17 protein-coding genes are annotated in these 20,489 nt (G+C 40.8%); 5 read left to right on the top strand and 12 right to left on the bottom strand.

The window, feature by feature from the left end:
- Positions 1-8 precede the first annotated feature (8 nt).
- From NQT69_RS16200 to NQT69_RS16190, 3 genes are read right to left on the bottom strand one after another with little or no spacing between them, the layout of a single operon-like run.
- Complete coding sequence (locus NQT69_RS16200) at positions 9-632, bottom strand: LysE family translocator (protein WP_256828713.1); 624 nt, start codon at positions 630-632, stop codon at positions 9-11.
- A 4-nt stretch (positions 633-636) separates the two neighbouring features.
- Positions 637-1,419 (bottom strand): hypothetical protein, encoded by a 783-nt coding sequence (locus NQT69_RS16195; protein WP_256828712.1) that lies wholly within the window; start codon positions 1,417-1,419, stop codon positions 637-639.
- Positions 1,420-1,434: 15 nt separating this feature from the next.
- Positions 1,435-1,905, bottom strand: coding sequence for a CreA family protein (locus tag NQT69_RS16190; RefSeq protein WP_256828711.1), 471 nt, complete (start codon positions 1,903-1,905; stop codon positions 1,435-1,437).
- Positions 1,906-2,027: 122 nt separating this feature from the next.
- Here NQT69_RS16190 and NQT69_RS16185 point away from each other — a divergent pair, with 122 nt between their 5' ends.
- Together NQT69_RS16185 and NQT69_RS16180 are read left to right on the top strand one after the other, a co-directional pair.
- The gene (locus NQT69_RS16185) at positions 2,028-2,615 is read left to right on the top strand and encodes a hypothetical protein (RefSeq protein ID WP_256828710.1); all 588 of its coding nucleotides are present in this window, start codon (positions 2,028-2,030) and stop codon (positions 2,613-2,615) included.
- Between the two features lie 9 nt (positions 2,616-2,624).
- Entirely contained in the window at positions 2,625-2,954 is a 330-nt protein-coding gene (locus NQT69_RS16180; protein WP_256828709.1) for a 5-carboxymethyl-2-hydroxymuconate Delta-isomerase, read from the top strand.
- A 1-nt stretch (position 2,955) separates the two neighbouring features.
- Here NQT69_RS16180 and NQT69_RS16175 read toward each other — a convergent pair whose 3' ends face one another.
- Entirely contained in the window at positions 2,956-5,085 is a 2,130-nt protein-coding gene (locus NQT69_RS16175) for a winged helix-turn-helix domain-containing protein (protein WP_256828708.1), read from the bottom strand.
- A gap of 310 nt (positions 5,086-5,395) precedes the next feature.
- On the opposite strand from NQT69_RS16175, the gene NQT69_RS16170 reads away from it, so the two are divergent.
- Positions 5,396-8,422, top strand: a complete 3,027-nt coding sequence (locus NQT69_RS16170; protein WP_256828707.1) for a TonB-dependent receptor domain-containing protein — start codon at positions 5,396-5,398, stop codon at positions 8,420-8,422.
- 87 nt (positions 8,423-8,509) lie between these two features.
- Here NQT69_RS16170 and zapE read toward each other — a convergent pair whose 3' ends face one another.
- A complete protein-coding gene (gene zapE / locus NQT69_RS16165) occupies positions 8,510-9,616 on the bottom strand; it encodes a cell division protein ZapE (RefSeq protein WP_256828706.1) in 1,107 nt (368 codons plus the stop codon).
- Between the two features lie 63 nt (positions 9,617-9,679).
- Between zapE and rsuA the strand changes: the two genes are divergently transcribed.
- Together rsuA and NQT69_RS16155 are read left to right on the top strand one after the other, a co-directional pair.
- Positions 9,680-10,378: a 16S rRNA pseudouridine(516) synthase RsuA gene (gene rsuA / locus NQT69_RS16160; RefSeq protein ID WP_256828705.1), complete on the top strand. Its 699-nt coding sequence runs from the start codon at positions 9,680-9,682 to the stop codon at positions 10,376-10,378.
- A 127-nt stretch (positions 10,379-10,505) separates the two neighbouring features.
- Entirely contained in the window at positions 10,506-12,134 is a 1,629-nt protein-coding gene (locus tag NQT69_RS16155; RefSeq protein WP_372823380.1) for a methyl-accepting chemotaxis protein, read from the top strand.
- A 62-nt stretch (positions 12,135-12,196) separates the two neighbouring features.
- On the opposite strand, the gene NQT69_RS16150 is transcribed toward NQT69_RS16155, so the two are convergent.
- The 7 genes from NQT69_RS16150 to sspA all read right to left on the bottom strand — a co-directional run bounded on the left by NQT69_RS16150 (position 12,197) and on the right by sspA (position 20,477).
- Complete coding sequence (locus NQT69_RS16150; protein WP_256828704.1) at positions 12,197-12,970, bottom strand: YggN family protein; 774 nt, start codon at positions 12,968-12,970, stop codon at positions 12,197-12,199.
- Between the two features lie 104 nt (positions 12,971-13,074).
- On the bottom strand, positions 13,075-14,445 hold the full coding sequence (locus NQT69_RS16145) for a Gfo/Idh/MocA family protein (RefSeq protein WP_256828703.1): 1,371 nt from the start codon (positions 14,443-14,445) through the stop codon (positions 13,075-13,077).
- A 187-nt stretch (positions 14,446-14,632) separates the two neighbouring features.
- Positions 14,633-15,706: a phosphotransferase enzyme family protein gene (locus tag NQT69_RS16140; protein WP_256828758.1), complete on the bottom strand. Its 1,074-nt coding sequence runs from the start codon at positions 15,704-15,706 to the stop codon at positions 14,633-14,635.
- 49 nt (positions 15,707-15,755) lie between these two features.
- Entirely contained in the window at positions 15,756-16,637 is an 882-nt protein-coding gene (locus tag NQT69_RS16135; protein ID WP_256828702.1) for a nucleotidyltransferase family protein, read from the bottom strand.
- A 451-nt stretch (positions 16,638-17,088) separates the two neighbouring features.
- A complete protein-coding gene (locus NQT69_RS16130) occupies positions 17,089-19,161 on the bottom strand; it encodes a M13 family metallopeptidase (RefSeq protein ID WP_256828701.1) in 2,073 nt (690 codons plus the stop codon).
- 246 nt (positions 19,162-19,407) lie between these two features.
- Positions 19,408-19,851, bottom strand: coding sequence for a ClpXP protease specificity-enhancing factor (locus NQT69_RS16125; protein WP_256828700.1), 444 nt, complete (start codon positions 19,849-19,851; stop codon positions 19,408-19,410).
- Positions 19,851-20,477, bottom strand: coding sequence for a stringent starvation protein SspA (gene sspA / locus NQT69_RS16120; protein ID WP_087533162.1), 627 nt, complete (start codon positions 20,475-20,477; stop codon positions 19,851-19,853). The genes NQT69_RS16125 and sspA overlap by 1 nt, the downstream gene beginning before the upstream one ends.
- Positions 20,478-20,489 lie beyond the last annotated feature (12 nt).

Raw genomic sequence — 20,489 nt, 5'->3', positions numbered from 1 at the left:
ATTTACTCCTATAAAACGACGCGTATTGCTAACGCGATTAAAATCACGCCTATACCACGGTCAAACCAATAACCGCTTCTTTGAAAAAAGCCACGTACATTAGGTTTAGATAACACCAGTGATAAAAATGAAAACCAAAGCCAAGTTGCAACAGCCATATAAAGACCATATCCAGCTTGCATCAAAAGCGGTGTTGTTTGACTGATCACCAAGGTAAATAACGACATAAAAAATAAGGTCGCTTTGGAGTTTAAGGCATTCGTTAAAAAACCACGCCGAAAAGCAATCCAGAGTGACTCTTCACTTTGGCTTTGTGTTACTTCTTCGCGAGTGTTTGCAGCGGGTTTAGCGCTTCGTAGCGCTTGTAATCCTATATAGGCTAAATAAGCGCCAGCTAAGTATTTTAGTGTCATAAATACAGCTGGCGATTGCGCTAAAAGAACCGCAACTCCTAATAAGCAATAGCCAACATGAAGTAATATCGCTAACCCGACACCAAAGCTAGTCCACAGTGCATTGCGTCTACCATGCTGGATACTTTGCTTTAGTACAATCGCAAAGTCGGGCCCTGGACTGGCAACTGCAAAAAAGTGTGCTAAAGCGATAAGAAAAAATTCATCTAAGTAATTCAAACTGTTATCCGGCCTTCTTTTCATCAAGTATTAATAACAAAGGGTTTGCAGTGTCATTAATTAATGCTTTGATTTCTCTTTGCGCTCTTTTAAATTGGCTGCGTAAATGTGATTTTAAGAACTTTTTAGAGTCTTGATGCCCTTTGAAGTGGCATACTAATGCATGCAGGAATAATGTTTGCGTTTCCGTTAAGGCAGCTTGCCTATTGGCATAAGGGTTATAACAAGAGCCACAGCCCCCTTTAAACTGATAAACCGTGTTACTCATCATGACACCAAAACCTAAAAAACAGGCTAAGGCATCTGTTGCTTGTGGTAGCAACTCTTTACCGCCAGGAGGTAAAACACCCACATGGTGAATCATAATGGTGGCAAGAGTCCCGGCAAAACTTGCCACTAAATCTTGCGGTTGATTTATTTGGTTAGGGTTGAACGACACATTTACCTTATGTGGCGGTGCCGTAACTAATTCACTGTGCTTGCCTCGCAACCTTCGCGCAAATGTAAAATGTGGAAAAACTTGAGGCTGCAACTGCGCCGGCGCAACTAGTTGAATTGGCCAAGCTTGCATGCCGGCATAACCCACCACGCGTTCAAATACTTTACTTGCCATTTCTTCAATACTTGATACCGGATCAGGAAAGCATTGGTGATTAGGCAGGACTAATTGGGTCTCATTAATAAAGTAATCACTGTCGAAATTCTCTACAGCCCAAATAAAAGTATCAATTAACCACTGCTGCTCTTGTGTGTCTAATAGGGGCTTGGATTTAAATAACGCTAACATAAAGTACTCTTTTGATTATTGTTGCTGTAGTGCCCACTGCCATGCTTGCGTGTTATATAAAGGCACTGTCGATAAGGCATGATGATGGCTACCTGTAGACTCTTTGGTAGAATACGATAAATATAGTAACGTTCGTGTTTGCGCATCATAAATACGGCGTACTTTCAGTGATTTAAATAAAATACTTTTTGACGATTTAAACACCACCTCACCTGATTTACTACGATCGATTGCTTGTAATTGATCCGCGGTGATTGGCCCAGTTTGTCGGCATGCGATTGACATATCTGACGGATCAGAAAAATCTAGGTTGGCTTCAATATGACTAATATGGCACGTTACCCCTTCCACTAAAGGGTCTTGCTGAGAGTTAACTTTAATATCTTTGGTGGTAAACAACCCTAAACTCACTGAAGCAGCATCATCTGAACACCCTACTTGCAAAGCTAAAAATCCCAATAAGCCCATTACTTTTAATGATTTCATACCTTTCCTTTTATTCAATGTGTCAACAAATCCACTACAATAGTGCGCTGCGTGGTTACATTTTAACAATAGCTATGCTTCAATAGTAACTGAAAATTTCTTCAACAACGAGCTCCTATACAATGAAAAAGATTCTGATCCCGCTGTGCTTTTTTATCGCCAATGTTTGCGCCCAAGATGATTACTCCGTCACTGTATACGCTGGTAAAAACTTTAATCAGTCACTTGAGACCAAAGAAGCGCTAGAAATTGAGCTAAACGATGGTGAGCACTTTGCCTTTAGTATTGATAGAAATATTGACCGTGCACGCTACGGTTTTTACTTTGCACAAAGTAACAATGAGCTTGAGAATACAAATAATAAAGATATAACCATGAAGTACTTTTTATTCCAAAGTGCGGTTGAAGTAGCATTAAGCAATCATATAAATAGTTATGTAGGTGCACAACTAGGCGCCAATTATGTACAAACTAACTTCACAAGTAACGACGTATTCTTTGCCAGCGGACTTTATGGTGGTGTTGAGTATTTGTTTAGTGACAAAGCTCGGGTTTTATTTGAAACCCGCTGGTTGGCAACTATAGTTAACAACGAAAGCACGGTTAACTGCACTTTGCCCACCGACGAAGATGAGCAATGTTTATGGCATTTTGATGGCGATGTACTAAACCAATTTCAAACAAGTTTAGGTTTTACTTACCGTTTTTAGGAGCTTACGATGCCCCATATTGTGATTGAGCATTCTGAAGATTTACCACTTTTACCTCAGGTTTTGGTCGATAAGGTACATCAAACCACCTATGAAAGTGGTTTATTTGAACTATCAACAATTAAAACTCGGGCTATCGCCTATCAGCATTATCAGTTAGGCGAAGGCAAAGACGGCTTTATTTATATCGCAGCCTACATTATGGCAGGCAGAACCACCATCGAGAAACAAGACCTAAGTGAGCGGTTACTTAACTGCTTACGCACCTACTGTAGAGAATCATACAGTTTGAGTGTTAATATTTATGAAAATAACAGCGACACTTACCGTAAGTGCTAGTTTACTCAGGTAAGTCTTGCGCCTTAATACGCTTAATATCTATTTGTGGTGATTTGTACGCGGTGTATACCAACCAGTCTAAATTAGGAATGAACGTTAACCCTGACGAACGACTAAATGCACGCTCTGGCAAGCGCATAACATCTTGATGCTGCTTGGTTGCCAGATCATAAAAACTTAAGCGATAATCACCTTGATTGACATTAAAGTAAAATATTTTTTCTGAAAGCCCATCTCTGGCATGCACATAATACCAAGCAAAACGGTTTGATAAGTTAATATCTGCAACCAGCACACTTTCAATTCCGGTGATATGGTCTTTAATTAACAATTTGCTGGCATCTTGGTTAGCAAATACCACATCCTGCTGTTCTGTTTCAAAGGCATAATAAGCAGGTTGCTCAATCGCTTTGCCTAGGTTCTCACCCTCTAAATTAAAACGATAGACATATGTTTTATCTGACACAAGTAAACTTTGACTATCTGCACCCCATGCAGGTTTCCCATGGAACTTAAAGCCTGTAGCAAACACTGTGCTGCTTAACTTTTTAAAATCATAGATAAACAACTTATTTTCATCATCAACATGAGCAGTATACGCAATATAACGGCCATCATAAGACCATATAGGGTTGTATATACTGGCTTGTAAGTTACTTAATTGTTCTCGGTTTGTGCCATCAGGGTTCGCAATCCACAACTCATGATTACCAGACTCATTAGAAACAAATGCGATTTTATTTCTGGTACGATTGTAATCAGCAAAGCGCATATTAAAGTGCATAGATAGAATTGGGAAAGGCGAACTAACTAATGACTTATTTGTTTCTATGCGCATCAATGCAGAATCTATATGCCATTGATGAAAGTATAAACTACCATCTGTAGCGTACTCTGGGTAACTCAAGCCCTTAATTTTTGTGTCCGTGAGCGTACCGCGGTCTAGATTAAAAACATAGCCGCGTCGTTCACCTAGTTTTACTCCGGAGAATACCACTTGATTCTTAAATGGGTGCCAATCTACACCACGAATATCTATAAACCCTGAAGTAAGCGGTTGCGCTTCACCACTTGCAACACTAATTAAATAGAGCTCTTCATTACCGTTAGGTAAATGCCGTGAAACAACTAACTGTGTCGCATCAGGCGAAAATGCGACAGACTCATCGTAAGTATTGCACATATCTAAGCAAGGTATTTGTCGAGTAGTCGGTTTCGCGGCCGTCAAATCAAGAATATTAAGCACCGTATGTTTACCTGAGACATTTCGAACTTCACTGATAAAAACCAATTCAGTACCTTGTGAATTAACGTCAAGATCTGTTGCGAAACTCGTCGGGCAGTTGGCTAATACTTTAATCTCTGCACTGCGAATTATATGCTCGACTATCTCACACTGTTGGTTGTTTAAACGTCTATAATAATATAGCCGTTGCAAATCACGACTAAAAACAGCACGCCCTTCAACAAACTCGGTATTAGTTAACGCTTTAACCCCTTGCTCTGGTGAAAATAGATCACGTAAATATAAATTAGTTGGCCTACCAGGACGGCGCCATGAATAAACCATAAAGTGGTTATCATTAGAAATTGTTGGGAACAATTCCCGCCCTGGACTACTAGTAACTGGTTCAATGAAACCGCTAAGGTTCGCTGGTTGCACAGCTGGTATGCTTGTGCGCCATGAGTGAAGTATATATAGGCTTAGAGCAACCATTATCAATATAGCTAGAGCGATAACATAAACAGGTTTTGTTTTAAAAACCTGCACTTTCTTGGTTCTTTCCCCCTTTACTTCAACGCTAGGGGTTACGGTGGGGGAAACCATTAATCGATACCCTGTTTTTCTCAGCGTTTCGATATAGCTTTGACTTGGGTCTAATTCTTTAAAAGATTTCCTAAGGTGCCAGATAGCGTTTGTTAATGCTTTTTCCCCAACAAAATGATTACCATCCCAAACCTTTTCAATTAATTCATCACGGGTGATTGCATCGGGGTAACGTGAAGCTAAAAGACACAGTAACTCAATAAACTTAGGCTGCAATACCACTTCCATATCCACACAAGTCAATTTATTTTCAAGTAAACAAACCTTGCACTGTGCAATCAAAAATGGCTCTCGAGTATTCATAAATAGTAAAAAACACCTCATTTAGAAGTCTAGAAGGATAACCTGATATTGAAACAAAAAGCAAAGAAATAAGATAAAGTAAAAATAAACTCAATAAAAAATACACGTAGCTAATTGTTTTAAAAAGAAATAGATATTAAATAGATGTAAAATAGGGATATAAACGAGACACCTTCTATTGTGATTTTATTCACGATTACATACAACAGCATCCAAGAACCCATCGACTACTGTGTTAGCGTCACTCTTTGAACTGCCCTTCAATAGTTAACGCAGTAGTTTTTATAAAATCATAAAAAAAGGGAAATCGATGAGCAAAATATCAACCAGAAAATGTGCTCTCGCGCTAGCGATTACGGCAAGTCTATCTGGCCAATCACTTGCAAACGAGACATCTATTGAACGCCAATCAACAGCAAATAAAACCACTGTAACGAGTGAACAAGAAAACAAACCAGAAAAAATAGTCGTTACAGGCTCTCGTATCAAACGGGATAGCTTTTCAATTGCAACACCTCTAGTGACAATGGACAGAGATGCCGTTGCGGATACCGGTTTAAGTAATTTAGCTGATATTCTAGTCGAGAATATGCCAGCGCTAACAGAAAGTATTGGTAACACAACTAGCCAATCCAGCGTCTCAGGTACCGGCTTATCAACCGTTGAGCTACGCGATTTAGGTCCTAACCGTACACTAACCTTAATTGACGGGCGCCGTGTTGTTTCAAATAGTTACAGTGGTAACTACGTCAGCCTAAATACCATTCCTAGCGGCATGGTTGAGCGAGTTGAAATAATCAGTGGCGGCGCATCAGCCACCTATGGGGCAGACGCCGTAGCAGGCGTAGTTAATATTATTACCCAGTCAAAAAAAGAAGGGTTTGATTTTCAAGCCCGAACAGGTGAAAGCACAGATGGCGGAGGTAAAGAGTTTACCCTTGATTTGAACTACGGTGACTCATTTGCCGACGGTCGCGGTTATGCTTATTTCAGCGCTAACTGGGACCGTGACTTCGGTATGACTTTTTATGATCGCAAGCGCGCCCAAATTGAAGACTCTTACAATTACGACGACGAAGCCATGTGTAATACTATGCTCACAGGGGATGGCCGACAATGTATGCGTGACATTAGCCAAGCTGATTGGGCCAGTAAAAGTGATGGTACACTTGGTGGAGTTTTCTTAGAAAACGGCAATAATGAGACCCAATTTTGGTATGATGGTCAAACATTGCGCGATGACTGGAAAGATAACGAAGAAATTTACGGCATTAACTCCAACCAATACGTGATGCTGGATGTACCCAGCGATAATTTATCGACCGCAATTAAAGTCGACTTCGATATTAATGATGACGTGATGTTCTACGGTCAGTTGCAATACAGTGAAAGTAGCTCATTTAACAATAAATCACCAGAAGATGAATATGAGAGCGCTTATGTACCACAGTTTAACCCGGTAACAGGTGAACCTGCAGGCGATGTTCGCCCTGGCTATATTCCTATCGATAACCCTTACGTGCCACAGGCTATTCTTGATGCCCAGCCTTATAAAGATCGCATTTATTGGGATCGCCGATTTGGTGAAGTGGGTGATATCAGTACAGATAACACCCGAAAAACGATTCGTAGTTGGGCTGGCTTACAAGGTACCTTATTTGATCATGAGTGGGATTGGGATGTCTCAGCCAGTTATGGCCGTTTTACACAACACCAAATTCGCAATAATGAACTTAACACTGTAAAGCTAAACCAAGCATTACAAGCGGAACAATTAGCCGATGGTACAATTCAATGTAAAGATGCTGATGCCCGTGCAGCAGGCTGTGTTCCTATCAACTTATTTGGTGAAGGCTCTGTAACTAATGAGATGGCCGACTGGATCCGTACTACACCAATTATTGATACTGAAATCGAACAATATGGTGTAGTTGGCTATATTTCAGGGGATTTATTTGAACTTCCAGCTGGCAGTGTTTCGGCTGTGTTCGGTGGTGAATACCGTAAAGATACACAACAAGTTAGCACCAGTGACGACATGAAAGCAGGTGGTATTACATTTAACTACGTACCAAACTTTTATGGTGAAGTAGATGTTTATGAAGCGTTTGCTGAATTTGCAGTACCACTATTAAAAGATGCCCCCTTGGCGAAAAATTTATCAGCAGAAACTTCATTACGTTTGGCAAATTACAGTATGGAAAATGTCGGCACTGTTGCCAGCTATAAATTAGGTGTATTTTGGGAACCCGTTAGTGGCTATGCATTCAGAGCTAATTACGCTCGAGCCCAGCGCGCACCGACTATCACCGAGCTAATGTCACCGGAGCGTGGTGATTACGATAGCTATTCAGACATTTGCGACGGTTTAACTGCAACATCAACAAAGCCAGGTCATGATAATTGCCGTAAAGAGCCTGTATTCCAAGAGTTATTGGCGGCAAATTCAGAGTTTGCTTTTGAAGATGAAAACAACAGCTACTCACCAGGTGCCGGTAATTCAGAGCTAAAAGAAGAAACTGCAGACACATACACATTCGGTGTAACCATTGCACCAGAGTTTATCGAAAACTTTAGAGTAGCTATCGACTACTACGATATTGCCATTGTCGATGCTATTTCAACCATTAGCAATGAAAACATTCAGCGTGAATGTTATGACTCAGAATCAGAGTGGGGCGACAGCAATGCGTTTTGCAGTGATATTACTCGCAACAATGAAGGTAATATCATTAAGATTTTACAACGCCAATATAATCTAGATGAACTAACATCCCGTGGCTATGATGTTGCAATGCAATACAATTTTGACTTTGATGGTATAGGTTCGTTTGTATTAAAAGCGGATTACAATCATACCATTGAGTACTCACAAACTTATCTTAGTGATGATGGAAGCTATGTAACCAGCCAATATGCAGGCTATGGTAAAAGTAAAGATAAAGCCGCACTTTCCTTAACTTGGCGCAATGACGATTGGCGCGTACGCTGGAGCAGTAACTTCTTGGGCTCATTTAAAGCAAGCCAAAGCTTAGAAGAAGACTGGCAGGGTTATATGGCCGCAAATGATGAACGTTGTAACACTGGTGCAGAAGGCTGTATCACGAACCCTGAACCATTAAAGTACCAAAACTATGGCTCATTTATGAAGCATAATTTATCCGCTTCATACACTATGGGTTTACAACAGCACGGTGATTTACGCATATTTGGTGGCATCAATAATCTATTTGATGATAAAGGTGCATTTTACCCATATGGCCGCGGTAATTATTACTCAAGCTATGGCGGTGGTACTGGTCGCTATGTTTACGTAGGAGCACAATATAGTTTTTAAAAAAATACCTACGGTTAATGCCCGTTAACCATATCCCTACTAGGTTGTTAGCAAAGGCACGTATCTATGATCGTGCCTTTTTTCTTTTTACCAATTTTGCATTTCAATAAGCCGTGATTCGGTGCGGGCATATTCAAACGCTAACTTTTTACCGCGATATAACTGAGAAATATCATCCTGTGCACTGATCACTAACAACTTACCTCGGTCATAAAACTCATCAACTAAGGCAATAAAACGACGAGCTTCATCGTCTAAAGTGTGTTCTTGTAGCACTTGCTTTTCACGCTGATAGCTATCTTCAATCCCATGCACAATCTGCTTTCCTGTAGCTTGAGCAACCATCACTGGGATATTACACACATAGACACGCTGATAATGCTGCGCTAAATAGATGTAATCTGCGGTACTGCGCGGCCCAGAGCAAAGCGCCATAAAGTCAAACATAATGGCATTCGAACTATGCTGTAAACACCTTAAAGTGCGCCCCTTAATGGCAACACTAATATCGCTTAGTAATGGCCCTGAAAAAACAGAGAAATTGGCCTGAAATTGCTGTTCGCCACTGCCATGATCAAAGTAATAAGTAGCATGCTGACCAAACCGTAAACGATGATCAACCTCCCCTGTTACATTAATCAAAATACAATGTGTTTTTAAAAGTTCTATGGTGGGTAAAAATCGCCCCCGCTGTAAACCGTTGTAATAAAGTTGTTCTGGGTGACAATTTGACGTTGCAACCAAAATAACGCCTTTATTAAAAAGCGCTTTGAATAGTTCAGCCATGATCATAGCATCACCAATATCACTGACAAAAAACTCATCAAAGCACAGCACCCTTATTTTCTTTGCCCATTGCGCTGCAATATGAGTGAGTGGATTTTTCGCGCCCTGTAAACTGTTTAATTGTTGATGAACTTGCGCCATAAAATGATGAAAATGTAGGCGTTGTTTATTTTCCATCGGTAACTGTTGGTAAAATAAGTCCATCAGCATCGACTTTCCACGGCCTACCGGACCATGTAAATAAACGCCCTGAATCTGTGGTTGTGTTTGCCACCAAACACGTTTTTTAACTAAGCTTTCAGCAAGACTTTGCAAGGTATTGACCGCTGTTAGTTGAGCTTGGTCATACTGTAACTCTTTTTGCTCTACACGCTGCTGATAGGTGGCTAAAATTTGTATTTGTGACACTGTTCTGGCTGCTTACTATCGGCTATACTCGCGCCATTGTAGCCGACTAAAAATGTGAACCCAATGAAATTCCCTTGCCGTTTAGATAAATTTGTTAGCCATCTTGCTCAAATTCCTCGCAGTAAAGCTAAAGCTGAAATCAAACAAAAACAAATAACTGTGAACGGCGAAGTGGCCACTGCATTTGATCACCCAATCAATCAAACGGACGTGGTATTATTATGCGATGAGCCACTTGAATACTTAGGTAAGCGGTATTTCATGCTCAATAAACCTGTCGGATATGTGTGCGCCAATGCGGATGAATTACACCCAACGGTATTTGATTTATTGGATGAACCTAATATGAAGGATTTTCATGTTGCAGGTCGGCTCGATATAGACACCACAGGTTTAGTGCTAATCACAAATGATGGCGAATGGTCACACAAAATCACCTCTCCTAAACATAATAAATTCAAAACTTACTTAGTTGAAACACAAGAACCACTTACAGAACAAGCACTAGATCAACTTCGTCATGGCGTGCAATTACACAACGAAAAAGAACTCACTCGCCCAGCAATCGCTGAAGCTTTAGCAAGTTACAGCTTACGCTTATCAATCAGCGAGGGAAAATACCATCAGGTGAAACGTATGCTCGCCGCTGTAAACAATAAAGTAATTGAATTACATAGAGAAAAAATCGCAAATATCGAATTAGATAGCCAACTTGCCAGCGGTGAGTACCGCCAATTAACACAATCAGAAAGCAAACTTTAAAGTACCCATAACAGACACTTGAGCAAAAGTCACGTAAAAACACAGTGAAAATGCTAATTAAAACTAACATCTGGCCGATAAACGTGGTAATAATTTAAAGTAATATAAAAATAATAAGGGGCTCATTGTGCTGTCAGGTTTAGCATTAAGAACTAAAATAATCCTGTTTGCTGGGGCTATGTTTATCGCGCTTAACGCGATAGCGTTACTCGGCTTACAATCACTGCGTTATGCCAGTGAAAGCGATAATATCGCACGTATCAATCAATTAATGAAAAGTACAACCAATATTGTGCAACAATTTGAGCTGCTTGCTCAAAGTGGTCAGTTATCAGAACACAAAGCCCGAGAATTCGCCATACAAATGCTGCGAGAAAATAAATACCACGACTCAGAGTATGTATATGTAGTGGACGATGCACTGGATTTTGTTGCCACTCCCCACGATCCACAACTGCACGGAACTAGTTTTAACGACTTTAAAGACGCCAATGGCAAAAGTATTGGTCGCATGGTAGAGGCTTTAGTTGGTAATCAAACGAATAAAATTATCACCTATCACTGGGATTCTGTTCGTGACGGTGAAACCGTCGATTTAACTTCTGTAGTACAAAAAACCCCGCACTTTGGCTGGTATATTGGTACCGGGATCAGTGAAAAAGAAGTAAATGAGCGCTACTGGAACACAGCCAAATGGCTTCTGGGCTTATCGTTAATCATCGCGGTAGCACTAACAGTAGCAATAGCACGCTTTGGAATTTCGCTTAGTAATGCCCTAGGCGGTGAAGTCAATGAAGTGATAGAAATCGTTAAACAAGTCTCGCGCGGTAATTTAAACTCTCATATTCGAACCGATGCGCAACCGGAGAGTATCATCGCAGCCATGCACTATATGCAACAGGGTCTTCGCGGTGTAGTTGGTAGCATTAAAGACGTAACCGATACACTCAAAAATCAAAGTACTGATAACGAAGCACGCTCTACCGAGCTTGATAAGTTAACTCGCAGCCTAAATGAAGAAACGCATATGGTGGCCTCTGCGATCACTGAGCTAACAGCATCTGCTCAAACGGTTGTCGAGCATGCTGAACAAGCCGCTCACTCAGTGCAAGAAGCCGAAAGCCAAGGGCAAAATGCTAATCACCTGACAACTGAGGCTGCGGATACCATCGCTCTTTTAGAGCAGCAAATTGACAGCGCTGGTAATAACATCCAACTCCTTGATGATGAAGTAAATAATATCGCAAATGTGCTAAGTGTGATTCAAAGTATTGCGGAGCAAACAAACTTACTTGCACTTAACGCCGCAATTGAAGCAGCCCGTGCTGGTGAGCAAGGAAGAGGCTTTGCTGTTGTTGCCGATGAGGTTCGTCAACTGGCGCAACGCACTCAATCTAGTACAGAAGAAATACATAAGATGATTGGCAAATTACAAACTGCCACTCAAGATGCCAAAGCATCCGTTAATTTAAGTATAACCACCAGTGAGCAGACCGTTGCTAAGTCAAAACATGTCAGTGAAGAGTTACAACGCGTTGCTTCGTCGCTAAGTGCTATCGCGCAAATGAGCCATCAAATAGCCATTGCAGCGAAAGAGCAACTCGATGCAGGGGAAGATACTGCTAAACGTATAGTTACTATATCAGATACGGCGGCACAAACAGCTGATGTTTCACATCATGCTCATGCTGCGACAGATTTAATTAAAGGGCTAACCAATGATTTGGAGGCTGAGACAGATAAGTTTAGGTCTTAGTTAACTTTTAAAAAACACCTTCCCTAACAAAACCCGCCATATAAATGCGGGTTTTTATTAAGTTAAGACTTAATTTGCACTAGGTCGTAGCCAGCAAGATCTGGCACGATCATTTGTAAGCGCGACTCTGTTACATCTAATGAGTTTAAACACTCACAATATTCAGAGGCCTTAAGCTCAAGTTGATGGGCTTTCTTTTGTAATGATTTATCTATTTCTTTTGAAATAATATCCATTCGTTGGCCCATGTCGTTAATACGATCTTCGATATTACCTTCACGAGATTTAAATGCATCCCCTAATGAAACTAATATAGCCCCTAATGAGCCATGAACGGCCGAATGAATTTTTTTACTGATCTCTTCGGTAAAAAAGTCGTCAATTTTAGAAAGGGATTGTGGGGCAATAAAGTAAAAATCTTCACCCCGTTTAAACTTATCCATTAACGCGCGCTCAACGTACTGAAGCTGAGTTTTAAGTACTTCAGGCTCTTTATCTGACATCCCTTCAACCACTTGCTCAATGGCACTGAGGCCCAAATTCACCCCATCGGTAGCAAGTTCTACCAACTCAGGAACGGTATCTCGAATACCTTTACTGAACTGCTCCAAGACTTGGCTTTCTTCTTGGCTCAAATCAATCCAATAACCACGTATAAAAAGTTGATTGTTATTATTGATCTGTACACGAGTTTGGCCTTTATCAACAATACGAATAACATCATCAGTTATAATCAGGCCATGGCCAAGTTCAACTTCGCACTGCGCTTGGGCAAAAGCCAGAGGACTTGAAAGTGCTATAGATAACGCCAATATCGAGCGAGATAAAAACGTCATAAACACCTCAAAGAGTCAAAATGGAAGACGGCTAGGTTAACAAAAAACCATTTTTATGCAAGAAAAACTAGCTAGAGTTCGGCTTCTCTAGCTAGGAAATAACTTTACCCCACAATGCCAAGAGGCTTAGCTGTTTGCCAGGCTCCCCGGGTGAAGTCAGGGATATCTATAGATGCACTTCGATTAGCGACAGACTCAGCAGAAAGCGGTGAAATCACTGACCAAGCTGCGCCATCATACACATCTTGATCTAAAGGTTCGCCATTACGTAAACAGTAAATCATGCGCCAGAACATGAGAAAGTCCATACCACCGTGACCACCATTACGCTGAGCTTCTTCACCCATTTTAAGCCATAAAGGGTGATCGTACTTTTGATACCAGTCAGTCATGTCATGATCCCACTCATGAAAACTGCCTGCACTTCCCTCTTCTAGCGCAATGCGGTTAGGAAAACCAGCAAAAACGCCATTAGTGCCTTGAATCAAGTTATGACGAGAGTAAGGCCTTGGCGTGGTAGTATCGTGTTGCACCATGATACTGCGGCCATTTACCGTTTTAATAAGCGTGGTATTCATATCGCCAGCAATATAATTAAGCTGATTACGCTGATGCCCCGCTGGAAACTCTCGTTTAGCATAGGCTTGACGACCCAGCGCGGGTGAGCTCATTGAAGTTAAAAAATCAAAACGGTCACCTCGGTTGATATTCATATATTGTGAAACCGGGCCTAAACCATGAGTTGGGTATAAATTGCCATTGCGCTTGGCGTGCCATGCTGTACGCCATGAACCTGTTTTATGTTCCAACTCCTTCATTTGCCAGCGCAGTTCATGAATGTATGCCGCTTCACCATGGAGCAACTCACCAAATACACCTTGGCGAACCATATTAAGCACCATCAACTCATCACGACCATAGTTGACGTTTTCCATCATCATGCAGTTTTTTTGCGTGCGTTCAGCTGTATCAACAATTTGCCACATTTCATCGACCGTCAACGCCAGTGGCACCTCTACAAATGCATGTTTACCACTGTTCATGGTATCAATGGCCATTGGCGCATGCCATGCCCACGGGGTTGAAATAATAACAATATCGATATCATCTCGGGCAAGCATATCTTGATAAGCATGTTCAGAGCCAGAATAAAGGGCGGGCTTCGCTATGCCCTTCTCAGTTAAGTAATTAGCTGAACGTTGTAATACTTCATCATGGGTATCACAAATTGCAACAATTCGTGTACCATCAATATGGCTCATTCGTTTTACGTGGCCAAAACCGCGTTGACCCACACCAATAAAAGCGACCCTAACAATATCCATTTTTGGAGCGACTATGCCGATAACAGATTGGCCTTGCTGAGCGGGCGTAACTGCGCCATTGCTACCACTGCTTGCGCAACCGGCAACTACACTGGCGACAGCGGCTGTACTGGCCGCTTTTAGAAAATCTCGACGATTAAACTGCTTCATTATTTTATCCTTGATTCACCTAATTTAAAGTTACCTAAAATAGGGTTTAAGGTAAAGAAAATGAGCTCAATCAGCAAAGGTTCAGACGAAATTATGAATGGAAAAAGACAGGTTATTCTAGCAAGAAAAAATAATGAGGCAGAGCTACACCAGCCTCTATATTTTCTTTTATTCGTGGCTGAACAACTTAAACATCACTTAAAATGGCTTTTAATGTGTGTTTTTTGGCAAGAATATCGCGATAAAGAGCAAATTGGTTTTGCGCTCTTTCTAAATTATGTTCGGCATGTTTTATCGCAAAATAGTTATCACCATCAAGGTAATCAGTTAAAAAGCGTAGCCCGATCATAAAGGTCATGACTTTTGTGCCTAACCAGAAGCTTTGCTTTTCTTGCTCAGTAATTAAGTCTTTTAATGGCTCAACATAACCTTTAACTAACGCCGCAAAAATCTCTTCACGAACACCTACATTCTCAAGGTTAGTTGAATCTTCTTCTTCTGGAGAGCAAAAAGTACGCACCATGTCGCCAAAATCATATAACCAGTAACCCGGCATACAGGTATCTAAATCAATCACTGCTTTTGCCGTATGAGACTTGTTACAAAAAAGCATATTATTGATTTTAGTATCATTATGGCAAGGTCGTACTGGCACAACTCCCTGTAGATCTTTAAGCTCATTAATTAAGCCAAATTGCGATAAACAAAAATCTACCTCAGCCTGGCAACGCGCTAAACGATCTACTGGGTTTTTAGCAATAACAGCTTTAAGTGTTTGAGCTCGCATTGCCAAGTTATGAAAATCAGGGATAACATGATAAAGCTGCTCGGCATTAAAGTCTCCTAATGCTACCGCAAACTGGCCAAATGCATTGGCGGCAATTTCTGCTTGTGAAGTATTTTTAACTACATCTTCACTATAACTGCCGCCAATAAATTCGAGTGCTCGCCACACACCATTATCGCAATCAACTAAAAACTGCTGTGACTGCGTCGGCACATGACGAATAATGTCTAAATCATACTCACCCAGCTGATGTTTTTGCGATAAATGGGTTTCAATTAAGCGAGCATTTTTAACTAACATCTCGGGCTCTGGAAACACTTCAGTATTGAGCTTTTGTACAACCAACGATTTCTCATTTGCTGTCAATAACATAGTACTATTAATGTGACCATTGCCGATCGGTTTCATGCTTATGCGTTCACTGCCTAAGCCAAAGCTCTCGGACAAATGAAGTGCAACGGGGTTTGACTTCATACTTATTTCACTATTATCACGCCCAGAAAAAGGCAATATAGGGGACAACTCATCCATGACGTAGCTCATATAACTTTCCTGCAACTTCCTGTAACTCTGACTTATATGTCACACCATACCAAGGCTCTTGTGCTATATATACAGAGATTTTCTTACTTCTCGTTAAAATTAATTTTTGTATCTGATCCGGTAAATAATACTCTTTAATGACATCGTTGTCATGTTTTTGCAAGAACTCATGAAAGCCATGCTCTAAACTAGCAAATAAAGCAGGGGTGATCCCCCAAAAACTCATTGAGCCAAGGGCATCCTCCATGATTTCCTCAGGACAACCTTCGGGATTCTCTCCCTTCAATATACCTTGCTCATACTTAATATTTAAGTACTCAACAACACCTTGTAAACTGCCATTTTGTACTTGGCATACCCCTCGGTTCACACCTCCCTCAGCAGATAAGGTATTAACAATAGGGTAACCAACCATGGCCCAACTCTGTTGTTGTTTAAAATGCTCACTCAATAACTTAAATGACGTTGCACCATAGTAATCATCAGCGGTGATCACAATCGCAGGGTTATGAATATATTGTTTTGCACATAATAACGCGTGGCCAGTGCCCCACGGTTTTGTACGCAGCTTAGCTAACCCAGCAAATTGTTTTGGCACTAAATCAATGTGCTGCTCTACTAATACAACTTCGAGTTGCTGTGGTAATCGAGGTAGGATTGTATTTTCAATTTCAGCTCTTACGGCTTGATTAATCACAAGCACAACTTGCGTAACGCCTGCAGCGTAAGCATCATGAATACTCAGCTCCATAATCGTGCAGCCTAAGCCTGCAATTTCTACTATTTGCTTATTACCACCAAAGCGACTACCTAAACCGCCCGCAAGAACCACTAAACTTAATGCATGTTTTGTACTTGCCATGTCTTACCTAATATTGCCTTATTGTAAATAATTGTACCAGTTTTACCTATCAATTCTAGCCTGTGAGGGAGTTATACCCAAGCCACCTCAAGATGCGAGTTTCAGTTGGAATTAAAAACGATTTAGACAAGGCATTGATTGCAAATAATAGTGGTTCTATTGTTAAAATCAATAACGCAGTATAAATCGCTTTTAAACCAACCCGTTGGGCGTTTCACAGGAACTTACTCTCATCGTTGTTACTTATTAAAAGGGACTGCCATTCTTGCAAAGTAACGCCTTGATATTAAGCCCCTGTGAAGCGCTGAATTCTGCATCTTGAGGTGGTTTGGGTATGTATTACTCCAACAAAAACGGTGACTTAGTACTAAGTCACCGTTTTAAAACTAATCTAAAATAAGCATATATTAAAAATCGAGTATATTAATTTATGCTTGATATAGATTAATGCTTACCAAATTTTTACGCGTTCTTCTGGTTTGATATACATTTTGTCACCTTCTTTTACATCAAATGCTTGATAAAACTCAGGCATATTCGACAATATACCAATTACACGATAATGACTTGGCGAATGTGGGTCTGTCATTAAGCGATTACGTAATTCTTCATCACGATACTTACGACGCCAAATTTGTGACCAACCCATAAAGAAACGCTGATCGCCAGTGTAACCATCAATCACAGGCGCTTTTGCGTCACCAAGTGACAACTGATACGCAGTATAAGCAACGGTTAAGCCTCCTAAGTCTCCAATATTTTCACCTAGAGTTAGCTCGCCATTCACGTTTGCATCTGCAAAGGGCTTGTATTCAGCGTACTGTGCAACTAATTGACCGGTTCGTTCTTCAAATTGCTTAAGATCTGATTCGCTCCACCAATTACGAAGGTTACCATCACCATCATATTTAGCTCCCTGATCGTCAAAACCATGGCCTAATTCGTGACCGATCACAGCGCCAATTGCGCCATAATTCACAGCATCATCCGCTTCTAGGTTAAAAAATGGTGGTTGCAAAATCGCAGCAGGAAATACAATTTCGTTATTAACTGGATTGTAATAAGCATTTACAGTTTGTGGTGTCATATGCCACTCAGAGCGATCCACTGGTTTACCTAATTTTGCAACCATATCAGCATACGACCATTGACTATGGCGAATATAGTTACCGACAAGATCATCCGCTTTAATTTCAAGTTCTGAATAGTCTTTCCATTTATCAGGATAACCAATTTTCGGCGTAAACTTATCAAGCTTTTCTTTTGCCGCAAGCTTAGTTTCAGGGCTCATCCATTCAAGGTTTTCTATGGCAACGGCATAACCACGAATAACGTTATCTACCAGCTCTTCCATGCGCGCTTTAGCTTCAGGTGGGAAGTTTCCTTTAACGTAGACTTTACCTAAGATCTCACCTAATACACTATTAGATGCATCAACTGTTTTTTTCCATAGTGGTGCTTGCTCTTCTACACCACGTAAAGTAGTACTGTAAAAGTCGAAGTTAAGGTCAACTAAGTCTTTATTTAATAAATTTGCGTAGTTACTTACAAAATGAAATTTTAAATAGTGTTGCCAAGTCGCTAAATCGGTTTCAGAGTATATATTTGCAAACTGCTCAAAATAACTCGGTTGACCAACAATCACATCTTTTGTGTCTATTCCTGAGGCTTTAAAGTACTCAACTAAATCAAAGTCACCAGTCAATTTACTCGCATCTGCTAGTGTCATTTTATTGTAGGTTTTCGTCGCATCACGTCTTTCTACACGGCTCCACTGCGCTTGAGCTATGCTTTTCTCTAGGGCAAGAATATTATCGGCAGCTTGCTGCGCGTTTTCTACGTTAGCACGCTCGAGTACTTGTGTAATATAAGTGAGGTATTGCTCACGAATTTTGCTAAACTTTTCGTCATCTTTTAGGTAATAATCACGATCCGGTAAGCCAAGTCCTGCTTGATAAGCATATAATGCGTATTCACTTGAGTTTTTGGCATCGTTATTTACATACCAACCAAATGGTACACTACCACCTTGCAAACGTAGTTGTGCCATTAATGACACGAGCTCAGGCTTAGCTTGAACAGCATCGATGCTAGACAGCACAGGAGACAATGGCTTAACAGCAAGCTCTTCTCGTTTAGTTTCATCCATATAGCTGTTGTAAAAAGCAGCCAGCTTTGCTTCATCAGAACCTGGTTCAACATTTTTATTTGCTGCGGCTTTTTCAAGCACTGCTTTCATTGCCTTTTGTGAGTCATCGTATAACTGGGTAAATGAACCGTAGTTGGATTTGTCACCTGGGATCTCAGTGGTTTCTAACCACTGACCATTTACATGGTAATAAAAATCATCTTGAGCACGCACTGATTTATCCATATTGGCAAGCTCAATACCTGAATTTAATTGCTCAACAGGTGCCGCTTGTACCGTGGTTTCTGCTGTATTTGTTTGTTGTTGTTTATCACCGCAGCCAACCAATCCTAATGCAAGTGCAATGCTTATAGCGCTAAAAGTTACTTTGTTCATAAGAATCTCGATTGTTAGATAGAGTTTAATTACATGCAGTATGATTCTGCAGGCAATTTGCACCCACTATATTAAACTTGTTATGGATAACAATAAACCGACCAGTTAAAACAACGGTTTTTAATATGTAACAAAATTTATCTAACCTGTTGCACGCTACACTTAAGGGATTTTATAACTGCCAGTAATGCTCAAATTACGGGCATAAAAAAACCGCTAAAAGCGGTCTTTTTCATGCACTACAAATTATTTTATAACTCGTAAGTGGGAGCCTTTTTTCTTGTCAGGCTTAGGCGGGGTTGGCTCATCATCAGGGATAAACTCTTCCTCTAAGTCGACACTTTCAAGCTCAGGTGCAAAGTCGTCTTCGTCCTCTAAAAACTCATCTGCAGTAAATACGGTGCCTTCTCCATTCTCGCGAGCATAGATAGCAAGTACAGCACCTAATGGTACGTATACTTGCATCGGCTGTCCGCCAAAACGAGCATTAAAACTTAATTGTTGTTTATCCATCGAAAACTGCGTGACGGCTGAAGGACTAATATTCAATACAATTTGACCATCTTGAACAAATTGCGTTGGTATTTGCACAGCAGGAAAATCAGCATTAACCACTAAATGAGGGGTGCACTGATTATCGACAATCCAATCAAAAAATGCGCGAAGTAAATAAGGACGATTAGGCGTCATTACAAACGGATCTCACGCTCAGCTTCAGTCAGAGATGCTTGGAAAGACTCACGTTCAAATAAACGGATCATGTACTCTTTCATCTCTTTAGAACCAGCACCATTTAGCTCAATACCAAGTTCTGGTAGGCGCCATAGTAGTGGTGCTAAGTAACAATCAACTAAACTGAATTCTTCGCTCATGAAATATGGCGCTTCAGTAAAGATAGCTGAAACAGCAAGTAATGCTTCTGTTAGTTCTTTACGTGCTTGCGCTGATTCAGCACCGTTTGCGTAAATTTTAGCAGCTAGACTATACCAGTCTGTATCGATGCGATGCATCATTAAACGGCTACGACCACGCATTACCGGATAAACAGGCATTAGTGGAGGATGAGGAAAACGTTCATCAAGGTATTCCATGATGATGTTTGCCTGATATAAACCAAGCTCACGGTCGATCAGTGTTGGCACTGTACCGTAAGGATTAATTTCATGAAGTGCTTCTGGTAAGTTATCCTTTTCAGCCAGATGAATATCTACACTTACGCCTTTTTCAGCAAGTACAATGCGTACTTGGTGGCTATACATACAGTTAGCACCAGAAAAAAGGGTCATTACAGGGCGCTTATTGGCAGCTACGGCCATGCCTACCTCCAT

The organism is Pseudoalteromonas shioyasakiensis, assembly GCF_024518675.1.
Lineage (GTDB): Bacteria > Pseudomonadota > Gammaproteobacteria > Enterobacterales > Alteromonadaceae > Pseudoalteromonas > Pseudoalteromonas shioyasakiensis_B.
The sequence above is the reverse complement of the archived record's forward strand: the minus strand, read 5'-3'. Positions and strand labels throughout refer to the sequence as shown.

Bases quoted from the DNA above. Each gene is read 5' to 3' on its own strand.
- NQT69_RS16140 (WP_256828758.1), bottom strand. From the start codon at position 15,706: ATGAAGTCAAACCCCGTTGCACTTCATTTGTCCGAGAGCTTTGGCTTA.
- NQT69_RS16175 (WP_256828708.1), bottom strand. From the start codon at position 5,085: ATGAATACTCGAGAGCCATTTTTGATTGCACAGTGCAAGGTTTGTTTA.
- NQT69_RS16135 (WP_256828702.1), bottom strand. From the start codon at position 16,637: ATGGCAAGTACAAAACATGCATTAAGTTTAGTGGTTCTTGCGGGCGGT.
- NQT69_RS16130 (WP_256828701.1), bottom strand. From the start codon at position 19,161: ATGAACAAAGTAACTTTTAGCGCTATAAGCATTGCACTTGCATTAGGA.
- rsuA (WP_256828705.1), top strand. From the start codon at position 9,680: ATGAAATTCCCTTGCCGTTTAGATAAATTTGTTAGCCATCTTGCTCAA.
- NQT69_RS16145 (WP_256828703.1), bottom strand. From the start codon at position 14,445: ATGAAGCAGTTTAATCGTCGAGATTTTCTAAAAGCGGCCAGTACAGCC.
- NQT69_RS16195 (WP_256828712.1), bottom strand. From the start codon at position 1,419: ATGTTAGCGTTATTTAAATCCAAGCCCCTATTAGACACACAAGAGCAG.
- sspA (WP_087533162.1), bottom strand. From the start codon at position 20,477: ATGGCCGTAGCTGCCAATAAGCGCCCTGTAATGACCCTTTTTTCTGGT.
- NQT69_RS16180 (WP_256828709.1), top strand. From the start codon at position 2,625: ATGCCCCATATTGTGATTGAGCATTCTGAAGATTTACCACTTTTACCT.
- NQT69_RS16150 (WP_256828704.1), bottom strand. From the start codon at position 12,970: ATGACGTTTTTATCTCGCTCGATATTGGCGTTATCTATAGCACTTTCA.
- NQT69_RS16190 (WP_256828711.1), bottom strand. From the start codon at position 1,905: ATGAAATCATTAAAAGTAATGGGCTTATTGGGATTTTTAGCTTTGCAA.
- NQT69_RS16185 (WP_256828710.1), top strand. From the start codon at position 2,028: ATGAAAAAGATTCTGATCCCGCTGTGCTTTTTTATCGCCAATGTTTGC.
- NQT69_RS16170 (WP_256828707.1), top strand. From the start codon at position 5,396: ATGAGCAAAATATCAACCAGAAAATGTGCTCTCGCGCTAGCGATTACG.
- NQT69_RS16125 (WP_256828700.1), bottom strand. From the start codon at position 19,851: ATGACGCCTAATCGTCCTTATTTACTTCGCGCATTTTTTGATTGGATT.